General features: G+C 58.4%; 13 protein-coding genes. 4 read left to right on the forward strand and 9 right to left on the reverse strand.

Going from position 1 to position 13,547, the window contains the following annotated elements; genetic code table 11:
• Nucleotides 1–27: 27 nt before the first annotated feature.
• Entirely contained in the window at nucleotides 28–2,289 is a 2,262-nt protein-coding gene (locus sS8_RS10440) for a TonB-dependent receptor family protein (RefSeq protein ID WP_119629597.1), read from the reverse strand.
• 297 nt (nucleotides 2,290–2,586) lie between these two features.
• Here sS8_RS10440 and sS8_RS10445 point away from each other — a divergent pair, with 297 nt between their 5' ends.
• The 4 genes from sS8_RS10445 (at nucleotide 2,587) to sS8_RS10460 (ending at nucleotide 6,840) form a co-directional block, all read left to right on the forward strand.
• Nucleotides 2,587–3,840 (forward strand): sugar ABC transporter substrate-binding protein, encoded by a 1,254-nt coding sequence (locus sS8_RS10445; RefSeq protein ID WP_197716733.1) that lies wholly within the window; start codon nucleotides 2,587–2,589, stop codon nucleotides 3,838–3,840.
• A complete protein-coding gene (locus tag sS8_RS10450) occupies nucleotides 3,837–4,721 on the forward strand; it encodes a carbohydrate ABC transporter permease (RefSeq protein WP_119629598.1) in 885 nt (294 codons plus the stop codon). Before sS8_RS10445 ends, sS8_RS10450 begins: the two co-directional genes overlap by 4 nt.
• 2 nt (nucleotides 4,722–4,723) lie before the next feature.
• Nucleotides 4,724–5,557, forward strand: a complete 834-nt coding sequence (locus tag sS8_RS10455) for a carbohydrate ABC transporter permease (RefSeq protein WP_232020594.1) — start codon at nucleotides 4,724–4,726, stop codon at nucleotides 5,555–5,557.
• Between the two features lie 266 nt (nucleotides 5,558–5,823).
• A complete protein-coding gene (locus tag sS8_RS10460; protein WP_170161030.1) occupies nucleotides 5,824–6,840 on the forward strand; it encodes a metallophosphoesterase in 1,017 nt (338 codons plus the stop codon).
• A gap of 277 nt (nucleotides 6,841–7,117) precedes the next feature.
• Here sS8_RS10460 and sS8_RS10465 read toward each other — a convergent pair whose 3' ends face one another.
• The 8 genes from sS8_RS10465 to rocD all read right to left on the reverse strand — a co-directional run bounded on the left by sS8_RS10465 (nucleotide 7,118) and on the right by rocD (nucleotide 13,525).
• Nucleotides 7,118–7,408: a contact-dependent growth inhibition system immunity protein gene (locus tag sS8_RS10465; protein ID WP_119629600.1), complete on the reverse strand. Its 291-nt coding sequence runs from the start codon at nucleotides 7,406–7,408 to the stop codon at nucleotides 7,118–7,120.
• 54 nt (nucleotides 7,409–7,462) lie between these two features.
• Nucleotides 7,463–7,876: a transposase family protein gene (locus sS8_RS10470; RefSeq protein WP_119628793.1), complete on the reverse strand. Its 414-nt coding sequence runs from the start codon at nucleotides 7,874–7,876 to the stop codon at nucleotides 7,463–7,465.
• Nucleotides 7,873–8,349, reverse strand: coding sequence for a helix-turn-helix domain-containing protein (locus sS8_RS10475; protein ID WP_119628792.1), 477 nt, complete (start codon nucleotides 8,347–8,349; stop codon nucleotides 7,873–7,875). The genes sS8_RS10470 and sS8_RS10475 overlap by 4 nt, the downstream gene beginning before the upstream one ends.
• Before the next feature lie 109 nt (nucleotides 8,350–8,458).
• On the reverse strand, nucleotides 8,459–8,740 hold the full coding sequence (locus tag sS8_RS27640; RefSeq protein WP_145986488.1) for a hypothetical protein: 282 nt from the start codon (nucleotides 8,738–8,740) through the stop codon (nucleotides 8,459–8,461).
• Nucleotides 8,741–9,651: 911 nt separating this feature from the next.
• Nucleotides 9,652–10,353 (reverse strand): alkaline phosphatase PhoX, encoded by a 702-nt coding sequence (locus tag sS8_RS10480; RefSeq protein ID WP_232020641.1) that lies wholly within the window; start codon nucleotides 10,351–10,353, stop codon nucleotides 9,652–9,654.
• Complete coding sequence (locus sS8_RS29120; RefSeq protein WP_232020595.1) at nucleotides 10,263–10,742, reverse strand: hypothetical protein; 480 nt, start codon at nucleotides 10,740–10,742, stop codon at nucleotides 10,263–10,265. Before sS8_RS29120 ends, sS8_RS10480 begins: the two co-directional genes overlap by 91 nt.
• Nucleotides 10,729–11,367: a hypothetical protein gene (locus tag sS8_RS10485; protein WP_145986489.1), complete on the reverse strand. Its 639-nt coding sequence runs from the start codon at nucleotides 11,365–11,367 to the stop codon at nucleotides 10,729–10,731. Before sS8_RS10485 ends, sS8_RS29120 begins: the two co-directional genes overlap by 14 nt.
• Before the next feature lie 73 nt (nucleotides 11,368–11,440).
• Complete coding sequence (rocD, locus tag sS8_RS29535) at nucleotides 11,441–13,525, reverse strand: ornithine--oxo-acid transaminase (protein ID WP_170161032.1); 2,085 nt, start codon at nucleotides 13,523–13,525, stop codon at nucleotides 11,441–11,443.
• Nucleotides 13,526–13,547: the final 22 nt, after the last annotated feature.

The following is a 13,547-nucleotide window of genomic DNA, read 5'->3' on the forward strand; positions in this document are numbered from 1 at the left end:
ATGCCGAGCCTCTGCGCCCGGTGCACGCTAAATATCGAAATCCAGTTCGAAACCGCCGTAAGCGAACAAAGGCATGCCGGGGCGCGGGCCATGCGGTTGTCGGGACACGATATATTCCTCGTCGGTCGCGTTTTGGATGCCGGCTAGAACTTTTACGCCCTTGGTGAGTTGATAGTAGCCGGAAATATCCAGAAGGACGAAGTCGTCGGTCTTGCCGAAACGGGCATCCGGCTGCCCCGCGCCGTTGACTTGCGCGCTGGTGTTGCTCGCGCTGGTATAGGTTTCGCCGACATAGTTGACCGTGACGTCCACCCCCCAGTGGTCGAAATGCAGACCGCTGCCGAAGCTGAGCGTGTATTCGGGAATATAGGGTACGCGGTTGCCTTTCTTGCCGAAGCTGAAAATCGATTCCGGATCGGTCGAGGCGGCATCGTTCAACTGCACCGCGTTAGTGTATGTGAACGACAAAAAATACGGATTGCTGAAGCCCCATGCGAAAGCGTTGCCGGCATCGAAATTCAGAGCCAGTTCGACACCACGGCTGTCGACCTTGCCGAAGTTTTGATTCGCATCGCTACCGGTACCGCCAATGCTGTCGACAACCAGCAAGTTCTCGAACTGCGTATAAAACCCGACGATTTCGGCGTAAAAAGCGCCATGGGAATAGCGTCCGCCCAATTCATACGCATTGCTGGTTTCTTCCTTGAGCTTGTCGACCACTGCATCCTGAGGACCGGGCGGCGAAAATCCACGGTGGACGCTGCCGAACATCATGAAGTCTTCGTTAAAGCGATAATCCAGGCTCGCGCCTCCGGCATACATGTCGAGAGAGCTGCTGCCGTTATTCCCGGGCGACAAGTTGTTCTTGTAAGTTTGATGCAAATGCTCGTAACGGATACCCGGCGTGAATCCCCAATTCCCCCACTCGATACGGTCCTTCAGAAAGAAGGCATAGGCATTGGTCAAGCCTTTCCTGTCATCCTGGCTTCCCGGCGCGCCGACCGTCTTGCCGATAATCGTTCCACCCGCCGCCTGATTGTAGACGGTATCGTGCTGAAACCGGGTCTCCTGATCCTCGTGATAACGGAATCCTCCGCTGAGTTCGTGGTGCGTGGCGCCTAAATCGAAACGGTAATTCGCGACAGTTTCAACCCCGCCCAAGTAATAACTGCGGTTGTTGTCCCGCACGCGCAAATTACAGGCGATGCTCCCTTTTACGCAATCGAGGCCCAGACCGTTCCCGGCTCCTGCCAGGGCGGAGGACAAATTCATGTTGCCCGTTACGCCCCCCCGGAGATCGTTCAATTTTTGCCAGTTTCTATTGAATTCGCTGTAATAAGCCGTCGTGATGATATCCAGGTTATCGGTCGGAGAAATAAAGTAACGGGCGAATCCTCGAAAATGTTCGCTCGAAATATTATCGAAGCGAGACGCCGAATAGCGGCGATAAGGATCTTTCCTGAAGTCCGTATCGCTCAGCCCGAGATAGGTTTCATCGGCATCCATGTTCGAATAACCGAACTTTACTTCAAGTCTTTGGTAAATATCCGTATTGGGTTCCCAGGACAGGCGGACCATGGGTTCGACCTGCTGAAATCCGGTTGCGTCGCCATTGCGGAAATCCGCAGTTTCATCGATCGTCTTGAATCCGTCCGAACCGCGGTAAAAACCTTCCACCAGGTAACCGAAACGCCCGTTCTCGGTACTCAAGGTATCTCCGACATACCCGTGCGTTCTGACTTCGTTATAGCTGCCGAAAAGAAACTTCAGATAAGCTTTGCCGCTTTCCGGAATCGGAGTCGAGAGATAATTCAGTACCCCGCCCGTGATATGCGGACCGTATTTGATCTGACTGGAACCTTTCAAGACTTCGATGCCGCTCATGCGTCCGGCAGCGGGCGAAAAGTAAGCGGCGGGCGCGGAATAAGGCGCGGGAGCGGTCAGAACGCCGTCCTCCATGACGGTAATCTTGGCGCTTCGGGTAGTATCGACGCCGCGGAAACTGATATTGGGAAATAATCCGAAACCATCCTCTTCCCGGATGTTGACGCCGGGCACGCGGCGCAAGATGCGGTTGAGGTCGCTATAGCTCTGTTCGCGGATTTCCGAAGTGTCTATGTATTGGGCCGAAGCCGGCATGTCCCGGGCTTGCGCCTCGCTGCCGATAACCTGAATCGTGCCCAGGCTCTCCGGCGGCGCAGCCTGTTCGTCCGCCCGGACCTGTGATGGCAGGTTCGCCGCAAGGCATACCAATGACAACGGCCAGATAACACGTTTACAACGCAGCATTTTTCCCCCGAAGATGCATGAGCACCAGCCAGCGATAAAACCTTGTTTGCGGCGTGGCTTACAGATGCTCACACTTTATCCCTCATATTAATGAGAATCAATGTCTTTTTTAGAACGATTACTGTCAGGATCTACAGAGTGCTTTCCGATCGCACATGAGATCTCCATCGGCCATTCATCGGTGGCCCTATTCCGTCTCGCCGTACGGTGTCCGGTCTTGTGGTAAATTGAAGATGAGCTGCTTTCGAGAATACAGGTGATGAACACCATGTTCCGACATCTGCCGGAAAACGATTCGTGCGCTTGACCGGTTTGCTGCTGATTCCCGTGCTGCTCGTTGCCTGCAGCCGGAACGGAGGGCAGACCGTGCTCGAATTCTGGGCCATGGGACGGGAGGGCGAGGTAGTCCAGTCTCTGGTGCCCGAATTCGAACGCCGCAATCCGGCTATTCGCGTCAAGGTACAGCAAATTCCCTGGAGTGCGGCTCACGAGAAGCTGCTGACCGCGTACGCGGGCGAAGCGATGCCCGATGTGTTCCAGCTGGGAAATACCTGGATTCCGGAATTCGTGGTCCTGCAAGCCATCGTCAATCTTGACGACCGGCTGCCAGCCGTGCAACGCAGGGATTATTTCGAGGGAATTCTCGAAACCAACCATATCGACCGGGAACTTTACGGACTGCCCTGGTACGTCGATACCCGCCTGCTTTTTTACCGTACGGATATTCTGGCCGAAGCCGGTTTTTCCATGCCACCGAGAACCTGGAGCGAGTGGCTAGAGGCCATGGCGGCCGTCAAAGCGCTGCCCGGTGGAGAGCGCTACGCTCTGCTCCTGCCCATGAACGAATGGCAAGCTCCTACGATTCTGGGCTTCCAGCTCGGTGCGGAACTGCTTCGCAACGATGCCCGGTTCGGCAATTTTCAAAGCGACGCCTTTCGCCGAGCCTTTCACTTCTATCTCGATCTGTTCCGCCAAGGATACGCCCCGGCCGTATCGGAGGCCCAGATCGCCAATCTTTACCAGGCGTTCGGCAGCGGCTATTTCGCAATGTACGTCACCGGTCCCTGGAATATCGGCGAGTTCGAACACCGCCTTCCGAAGGCCTTGCGGGACCGCTGGGCCACCGCGCCCATGCCGGCTCCCGATGAGAATTATCCCGGCCTCTCGCTGGCCGGAGGGGCCAGTCTCGCGATCTCCCGCCATTCAGACCACAAAGATCAAGCCTGGAAGCTGATCGAGTTTCTGTCCGAACCCGAACAGCAAGTCGCCTTTTACCGCCTGACCGGCGACCTCCCCGCCCGCCGCTCCGCCTGGCAACACCCCGATCTGGCTTCAGAGACTCGCGCGCAAGCTTTCAAGGTTCAACTGGAGCGAGTGGTATACACGCCGAAAATACCCGAATGGGAAAGGATCGCCGGCAAGATTGCCCATTACGCCGAAAAGGCGGTGCGCGGCGAATTGACGGAAGACCGAGCCTTAGCCGCCCTGGACCAGGACGTGGACCACATTCTCGAAAAGCGGCGTTGGCTGTTGCGGAAACAGGCTCGATGAAAAATGCGATGCTACCGGCAAACCCTGCTTTCTGGTTCGTTGCGCCGGCCTTGGTCCTGATCGCCGTCTTCTTTTTTTTGCCGGCCGCGGCGTCCCTGTTTCTCAGCTTCACCGATTTCGACATTTACGCCCTCGGCGACCTCGAACGGCTGCGCTTCGTGGCGCTCGAAAACTACCTTCGTTTGCTCCGCGACCCCTTGTTCTGGACCGCCCTGAAAAATACGTTGTATTTCGTGCTTATCGGTGGCCCGTTGTCAGTGGCCGTATCGCTCGGCGCAGCGCTTTTGGTCAATCACCGCCTGGTCCGGTTCAAGGGACTGTTCCGCTCGCTGCTGTTCCTGCCGGTCGTCACCACCCTGGTGGCGATAGCCGTGGTCTGGCGCTATCTCTACCACCCCCGCCACGGCTTCCTGAATTACCTTCTCGGTCAGTTCGGACTCGGTCCCGTCGACTGGCTGGGCGATCCCGACTGGGCCATGCCGGCGATCATCCTGATGGCGATCTGGAAGAACTTCGGCTTCAATATGATCATCTTCATCGCAGGGCTGCAAAGCATTCCCACCCGCCTGTACGAGGCCGCGGTCATCGACGGCGCGAACGCATGGCGCCAGTTCCGCCACGTCACCTTGCCCATGCTGGCGCCAACCTTCGTCTTCGTCACCGTCATCACAATGATCGGTTACTTCCAGCTTTTCGCCGAACCTTACGTGATGACCCAGGGCGGCCCAGCGAACAGCACTCTAAGCGTGGCCCTTTTGATGTTCCAGGAAGGCTTTCGCTGGTGGAATCTCGGCTACGCGGCGGCGGTGGCATTCACGTTATTCCTGATCGTTCTGGCGGGGACGCTGTTGCAGTTGAGACTCAGGCGAGGGGCAATCTGACGGTGACCGTCTTTTCCGGAAACCGGATCAAAGCGCTGCTGCTTCACCTGGCGCTGGTCGCGGCAGCGCTCGTGACCTTGTTCCCGCTGTTCTGGATGGTGTCCGTCTCCTTGATGCCTTCGGCCGAGGCGAACCGATTCCCGCCCCCGCTCCTGCCGGAATCGCCGACGCTGGAACATTACCGGATACTGTTCTCTCGCTTGAGTCTCGCCACTTATCTTCTGAACAGCACGTTGATCGCCGCGCTGGTCACGGCCCTGTCCCTGTTGATCAATTCCCTGGCCGGCTATGCTTTCGCCAAGCTTAGGTTCAGGGGGCGCGACCGCCTGTTCCGGCTGCTTTTGGCATCCATGGTGATTCCGGCGCAAGTCGCCATGCTGCCCTTGTTTCTGATGCTGAAGGAAATGGGACTGGTGAACACCTACGGCGGAGTGATCGTTCCCGGCATGGCGAGCATCTTCGGCATCTTTCTGATACGGCAATACGCACTCTCGATTCCCGACAGCCTCCTGGACGCCGCCCGCATCGACGGTGCCGGCGAATTCCGCATTTACCGGACGCTCGTTCTGCCGCTCTGCAAGCCGATTCTGGTCACCCTCGCCATCTTCACCTTCCTGGGCGCCTGGAACGATTTCATGTGGCCGCTCATCATCCTCACCGAGAACGATCTCTATACCCTCCCGGTCGCTCTCGCCAATCTACTCGGCGAGCACGCTCAAGACGCCGAACTGATGATGGCCGGATCGGTGCTCACGGTACTGCCGGTGATTCTTTTGTTTTTCGCCCTCCAGAAGTACTACATCGAAGGCCTGGTCCTCGGAAGCGTCAAGGAATGACGGTCCGCCGAAACTTCCGGAGCACGGAGCACCGTCCTCATGGTGGTTCACCATTCCGCATGCCCATCTCTCCGAACGGTTACAAAACGATAACGAACCCATAACGAATCTGTAACGCACAACCGGTTTAATTGCCTCGCTTCTAAACCTCCCCCAGGGTCCCTAGAAGGCAATCGTCCGTCTCGACCACAAGAAAGACATCGAGTCCGCCGACTGGGAAAGAGCCGCTAACGGCTCTTTCGTTTTTTTCCACCCCGGAGTTCATCGTGAGTACGACACCGATCAAGACACTGCTCCTGGCGGCCGCTTGCGCAGCCGCTTTCAGCCGAATCGCCCCGGCCGCACCACCGGAGCACCATTCCGCCCCGGGCTACGGCAAATTCGAATTCGCCCTGATAGGCGACGTGCCATACGCGCCGGCCGATTTTTGGAAATTCGATAATGTGATCAGAAAAATCAATGCCGATCACCGGTTGAAATGGGTGCTACACACCGGAGACATCAAGAACGGTTCCACCTTATGCTCGGACGAGGTGTTCAAAGACCGGTTGCGGCGGTTTCAACGTTTCCGTATCCCCTTCATTCTGACGCCCGGCGACAATGAGTGGACCGACTGCCATCGCGCCAACAACGGTTCGTATCTGCCCCTGGAAAGGCTGGCACGGCTGCGCGAACTGTTTTATCCGATTCCCGGTCTGACCCTCGGCCAAAAGCCCATGACGGTCGAAACCCAGGCGGACGACCCCGCGCATGCCGAGTTCGTCGAAAACATGCGCTGGATGAAACAGCACGTCATGTTCGCGACGGTACACATCGTCGGCAGCAACAACGGCTTGGCGCCTTTCGCCGGCCGCACCCCGGCCGACGACGCGGAAGTCGCTCGCCGCATCGACGCGGCCCGCGCCTGGATAAGGGAAACCTTCACCAAGGCAGAAGAGGAACGCGCACGCGGCGTGCTGGTGGCGTTCCAGGCCAATCCGGGTTTCGAACTCGCCGAAGGCAGCGCCGAAAGAAAAGGTTTCGAAGAAATTCTCGCCGAACTGGAAACGGAAGCCGTCAATTTCAAGAAGCCGGTCGTATTCGCGCACGGCGACTCCCATTATTTCCGCGTGGACAAACCCATGAAAGGCAGTGTCAGCAAGCGGCGCATCGAGAACGCCACGCGCGTGGAGAACTTCGGGGCCGACGATGTGCACTGGGTGCGGGTCGTCGTCGATCCGAAGTCGCCGGAAGTCTTCTCGATTCATCAGGAAATCGTCGAAAAAAACTTGGAACAGCATTGACTCCCTTAAAACGCCTGCAAGCGTTCTCCTGATTAGGCAGAAATTTCAGCCATAATCGTCATGTCAGCAGGCAGATAGGATGCGGTGAGGCACGGCACGAACCGCATCGTTCGAGGTAAACGCCTTTTCCCGATGCTGGTTGGTCGAACACGGTTGGTTGCTTGGGCCGTTATTTTCGTCTAAGCAAACCGTATCGAGACGGCGATTTATAGCGACACGATCCCGTTGATGTGTCGCCGACTTGATTCCGGACAACCTCCACGCACACCGTGTCAGCCTATGGGTTATTGTTGCTAAGCAGAAAATCGACTCGTCGCAAAAACGAGTCCGCGGTATGGTGCCAAGCATGCGGATCGATATCGTTTTCGTAAACCTGCTTGAAAGCGGATTCGACGTCGGCTTGTTGGAAAAATCGGGCAATATCGGCACGTAAGGCGCGGATATCGTCAGGTGAACTGCTACGCGCGAAGTCAGCGACTAAATCCTCCATGTTGTCCGCGATGAGATCGAAATCTTGACCGAAATAGATATGAATAAAGGAGTCGAGATGTGGAAAGCTCGACATCATTAGACATTATCGGAAACCACCTTTCATAACCGGAACAGAGGAAAAGGCCGGCTATCAATAACTCTGGTTTCGGCAGTAGCTCCTGTAATTGTGCAGGCCGCAGGCCAATTCAATGACGACATCGTCGTAGCCTTCCTTGGTGTTCCTGAACACGTCTTTGACGACGCGGCACCGCTTGATTCCCGAGATGATGTGTTCGATGATCACGCGGATGCTTGAGTGGAGCCGGTTGGCCTCCTGGTCGTCGGCCGAAAGCCGGCCGTTGCGCGGCCTCTTCTTCGGCTGGTGGACTGTGACATTCGCCAGTTCGTGTCCCTGGAAGCCGCTGTCGCGATACAGCTCGACGCCGTCGGGGAACCGGGTCCCTTCTTCGTCGCAGATCTTCTTGTCGTGCTTCTTGCCCTCATGGGTCGAACCCAAGTACTTGACCTGCCTGTCCTCCAGGCCGCCGACAAGGTTGTTCTTCACAGTGTGGCATTTTTTTTACCGCTGTAGTGGATGCGTTGCCCCAGGTCGTTGACGGGGCGGTTGATGCGCCTTTCCGTCCCGTCTATGCCCAAGTCCTGCCGCGCCTCCTGCTCCAGCCTGGACAGCATCTCCTCGGTGAGCCGGGCGGGCTTGTGCCCGCGGGCGTCAAGTGTCTTGTTGAGCACCCTGCTCAACAGGTGGATCGTGAAGTTGGCCTGGGGTTGGCTCATGCCGAACAGATGCGCGATGACCTCTTGCAGAGGGTAGGTCTTCAGATAGAACAGGATGAACAGCAGCCGGTCGGCCATGCTCGCGATAATCGGCGGACGCCCTCCTTTAGTCAGATTCCTGCCGGTTTCTTCGGCCCATGTCGCCGCAAAAGAAACCAAGAGTTCCTCAAACTCGGAGGCCTTCAGACTGGTCATGGCCATCAATGTCTTCGGCTTTTGCTTCACGTCTTCGTAGGAAAGCATACTCTTGCCCTTAGTTCTCTTAGTTCTCTTCGTTATTCAATGACAGACTGTCATGCTAGTTTCCGATAATGTCTATTAATCCTCTTATATTAGGGGATAGGAAATTTAGTCAAAATATAATAAGGCATGTTGTTATATATCCTTCGGAAATTGCCCGTTCTGCTGCTTTCGGATTAAAGAAGGAACTGGTTACACGTAAAACGTGGTTCTGCGCTAAACATAGAGCACCGGCGCCGACAAGTTCCAAAACGCCTGCAACCGTTCTTATACCGCCCCAGAGTCGATTGGAAAAGGTTGCGGGCTCGGGAATTGTATCGTGCGATAACACGGCTGCTAATTGAACCGATGACATTACGATCTTGACGCCATCCTCGTCATAAAGGTGATTCATTATGACTTTGATCCTTGTTTCGCAAACTGAATGAAGGGGTATTACAATATAGATACGATGCCTTTGTCCAACGAGTAGATGCTGTCTTTCGAACCAAGCGGAACTGTACGAGGACTCGTCCCGACCCAGCGATTGCGTCGCCATTTTTTGCGAAACCTTTTGGGACCTCCAAGTCACCAAAAGGAGCAAAAAATTGGCGACGAGTTATTGCCTTCGGCGCCCCGGCCGTCCCCGCTCGTCTGGTCCGGACCCAACAAGGGGTCCGGACACCGCTCGCAGATGACTCGACGCCCGGTCGCGATGCCTTGTGTGAGACCTCCGACCGCCGCTATCGCATCGACCTTCGGTCTCACACCCGGCGCTCGGGCTTCCGGGGACTACTCGACTCGCTCGCTCACTCGCTCCATGTCTCGCAGCGTTCGAAAAACTACATGGTCGGTTAACGGAGCCCGATACGCTTCGGGAACTGCCATGACGGCAGCGTGCCGCCGAAAACCTATCAATGCCAAGAAAATCCGTGCCCCGTACCGCCCGACAAGCCTTTCCTGAGCCTAGTCGAAGGGCCTGTCCTGAGCGGAGACGAGGGGCTTACCCTCCTACGGCCTGCTGCTTTGCGCCTGAAGAAACTTACAACCCCTGATTACTCAGACGCTGCATCTCGGCACTAGAAAGGTGAACGGACAACTCCTTTCACGGGACTTCAACCCGCAAGAAAAACAGCCGATTACTGCTTACGGCCAGGCTTCCAAATGGCGAATTTCTTGCGACCGGGCTCAGAACAATCGCAGTTGCATTCTGAAGCCGGTCAGACGACCCTGCACCGGGTTACGCCGACGAAACCGGCGAGGGCGCTGCCGAACAACCGGGTCGCAGGAGGGAACCGGCTGCCCGGAGATTCCTCCATCGCCAGATCAGGGCAGTTTGAAGCCGGTGATCCTGACCAAATCGTCGGTGGGGTAATCGTCGTAAGCGGCACAGTCGTCGCCGGCGGCGCAGTTCGCGTCGTCGCTGTGCTGAATGAACAGATAGGCCGTCTTACCGTCGCCGGTGAAGGTAAAGCCGGTGGGTTCCGCGCTCTTGTCGCGCACAGACAAAATTTTCACGCAGCCGTCGGTCTTGATGTCGCGATCGGCGCCGTCCGGCAGACACGCGAAGATATCGCCGAAGTTATGATCTTCTATGACATACATGTTGCCCGTGACGGGCTGGAAAGCCAAATTGTCGACGGAGTTGAAGTCCGAGTCGCCCTCGACCACACGGTTGACCACAGCCACGCCGAAACCGCGGGTCTGATCGCTGTCGGCCAGATAGACCAGCCCGGTGGCCGCTACCGTCTTCTCGCCGGTGCCCATCGGATTGGTGTCCACCATGCACAGAACTTCGCCGTAGTTCTTGGCGCCTTCGTTACCGGTGTTGGTCCAACAGAATTTCGCACCGGGACCGGCGTAGGTGGGATCGAAATGTCCGTCTTCCGGGCGGTAATAGCCGGTGGCGCCGTTGGCGTTGGCGGAAGCACGTGCATCTATGCATTGACCTTCACCCAGGCGCCTTCGCCGACTTCGCAGCCCTGCCCGAACTGCGGAAAACCGCCGCTGGTGCGCGCCTGGCAGGATGCCTGGTAAGCGTAAACGCTGCCGACTGCCAAGGGTGACTGACCGAGATCGGTAACCGGCAAGCCGTTCCAAGGCGTGCTCGGCACGAACTTGAAGATCGAGCCGCCGTCGGCGTCCGGGCCGCCGGTGCCGGGCCGTTCTTCGTCGCCGGCATACACTACGCCTTCCTGAGTGATGTCGAGCCCCTCCCAGGCGATGATCGGCATGGCGATCCGCTTCACAATGTTGGAAGCCGTGGGTCCGGAAATCGTGCCCAGGGCCCGATCCGCCACAGTGTTCTCGGTGGTATTGAGCGGCTCGATAATTTCGTAGAAACCGCCGTCGTCGGTTTCTTCAGTCGCCACGATGGTATTCCAGGGCGTACGGCGAATGCCGTCACAGCCACTCATACCGCGCAGCAGGGTTTCGACAGCGCCCGGTAGACAGATCGATGCGCTGCACGGAAGGATTGAATTTGCCCGGAGCGATTTCCGCACGACCGCCCTCGACGCAACTGATGATGTGCGTCGGCGCCGTGTCATTGGGCCAAAAAGTGATCATGTCGGAGACACCGCCAGCCTTGCGGGTCACGATTTCGGCGGTCAGGCCCTTGGCCAACTTTATCAGATCGCCGGCGGTCTGGCCGTGAGCGCGCGGAACGCTGACGGTTTCAGAAGCCGTCAGCGGCTTGACCACTCCGAAATACCGGTAGGATTCGGCGTTCAGCAACCGTTCGACTTGTTTGCCGAAATCGGCCGCGACCACGGAACCGGAAACCGTGCTGGCTACCGCGACTGAAAGAATGGTTTTTTTCATGTCTTGTTTCCTCGAATCGATGATGCGTCGGAAGGTCTGAATCTTCTGGCTGATGAAGACCAGCGACGCCCAAGGGTAGCGGCCGACTATGTCAGGATTATGTCCGAGTTGTTTCATCGACATGACAGGTACGCGCACACTCTCGGCGCGAAAGGCAATGCCGCGGCAGGCGGTAAGGGTGGATTGTTCAGAAGGAATTCTTGTGCCGCCGCCGAGCAAGATGCGACCGAAACCTCGACGAGCCGTATCGACGAATGATCGACGGCGGGCTGCGCTTGGTCGAGGCCGGGTCTTATGTCCGCTCGGTTTCTAGCAGTACGGCCGCGATCCGCTCCACCGCCCACTCGATTTCCTTGCGCTCGATGACGAGCGGCGGCGCGAAGCGGATGACCGTCTGGTGAGTCTCGCGGGTGAGAATGCCGTTGGCCATCAGCTTCACGCAGAAATCGCGGCCGGATATCCCCGGAACCAGTTCCAGGCCGATGAACAGGCCTTTGCCGCGCACCTCGCGAATGAGGGGGCTCTTCAGACTCCGCAGCCCTTCGAGAAAATACGCGCCCAGTTCGGCCGAGCGCTCGGCCAGCCCTTCCTCGACGATCACGTCGAGCGCCTCCAGTCCGACCGCCGCGGCCAGCGGATTGCCGCCGAAGGTGCTGCCGTGATGGCCCGGGCCGAACACGCCCATCACTTCTCGGCCCGCCAGGAACGCCGACACCGGCAACAAACCGCCGCCCAAGGCCTTGCCGAGAATCAGGCCGTCCGGTTTCACGCCCTCGTGCTCGGAAGCCAGGAATTTTCCGGTCCGCCCCAGTCCGGTCTGGACCTCGTCGCACAACAGCAAGACCTTCCGCTCCCGGCAAATCCGGGCGCATTCGGCGAGATAACCCGTCGGCGGGACGACGATGCCGCCCTCGCCTTGGATCGGCTCGACCAGAAACGCCGCCGTGTTCTCGGTGATCGCGTCGGCCAGGGCCGCGGAATCGCCGTACGGGATCAGTTTCAAGCCCGGCGGAAACGGTCCGAAGCCTTCGCGGTAGCCGGGCTCGGACGAGAGACCGACGATCGCGATGGTGCGCCCGTGGAAATTGCCTCGACAGGCGATGATTTCGGCGCGGTCCCGCGCCACGCCCTTGACCCGATACGCCCATTTGCGGGCGGCTTTCAACGCGGTCTCCACGCCTTCGGCGCCGGTATTCATCGGCAGCGCCATGCCCTGTCCGGTCAGTTCGCAAACCCGCTCGAGGAAAGGCGCCAGCCGGTCGCTGTGAAAGGCCCGCGAGGTGATGGCCAGCCGCTTTGCCTGCTCGGTCAAGGTTCGGACCAGGCGCCGATGGGCATGACCGTGACTCGCGGCGGAATAGGCACCCATCATGTCCAGATAGCGTTTCCCTTCGACGTCCCAAAGGTAAACGCCCTCGCCCCGGGTCAAAACCACCGGCAAGGTGTCGTAGTTGTGCGCGCCATAACGTTCGGTGAGGCCGAGAACCTCTTCCGCCCGCACGGATCGTTCGGGAACCGCGGCGGCCAGCAAGAGACCGCCGGCCAGATAAAGCGTGGCGCGATTCCTGTCGCGCGGAGGATCGAATTCGACGATCTCGATGCCGAGAAAATCCGGGTTGCCCTGAAGCAGGGCCAAAGCGCCCTCCATCTCCGCGCCGGAGATACCGCCCGCCACCGGCGTCGTCACCCCCGGCGCATCTTTCGGATCGATGGCGTCGAGATCGAGCGTGACGCCGAAACCGGCCGTGCCGGACCGGACGATCGTCAGCACTTCGGCCATGACTTCGTTCAGGCCGCGCCGCAAGACTTCGTCGAGATAAAAGACGCGGACGCCCAGCCACTCCAGCAGGGCGCGCTCGGCCGGCTCGAAACTGTGGACGCCGACCAGGCAGACATGCTTGGGGGACAGCTTCGGGCTAAAGCCGCCCAGGTTCACCAAGGACGGTTCGCCGAAACCGAACAGGCATGCGAGCGGCATGCCGTGCAGCGCGCCGCTGGGGCTGGTCTCCGGGATGTGGCTGTCCATGTGGGCGTCGATCCAGATCAGCCCCAAAGGGCCTCGCTCCGCCAAGGCCGCCGCCGCGCCGGTCCAGGTGCCCACCGCGCAGGAATGGTCGTCTCCCAAGACAGCGAAGAATTCGCCGGCTCGCACGGCACCCTCGGTTTCCTGCGCTGTGCGCCGGCAGAGATCCGCCACCTTGGACACCTTGTCCGGTATTCGGTGAGGATGGAGAATCGTGTGCCAGGCGGCGGAAACGCCCCGGTTCGCCAGCCTTAGGTCCAGGCCCACAGTACGCATGGATTCCGGCCCGGTCTCGGCGTCCCGATCGAATGCCACCCCGATGAGTCGTAGCTGTTTCAGAGTACTGTCAGTCATAAGAGATGATCCGAGAAGTACT

The organism is Methylocaldum marinum (assembly GCF_003584645.1).
In the GTDB taxonomy this organism is placed as follows: domain Bacteria; phylum Pseudomonadota; class Gammaproteobacteria; order Methylococcales; family Methylococcaceae; genus Methylocaldum; species Methylocaldum marinum.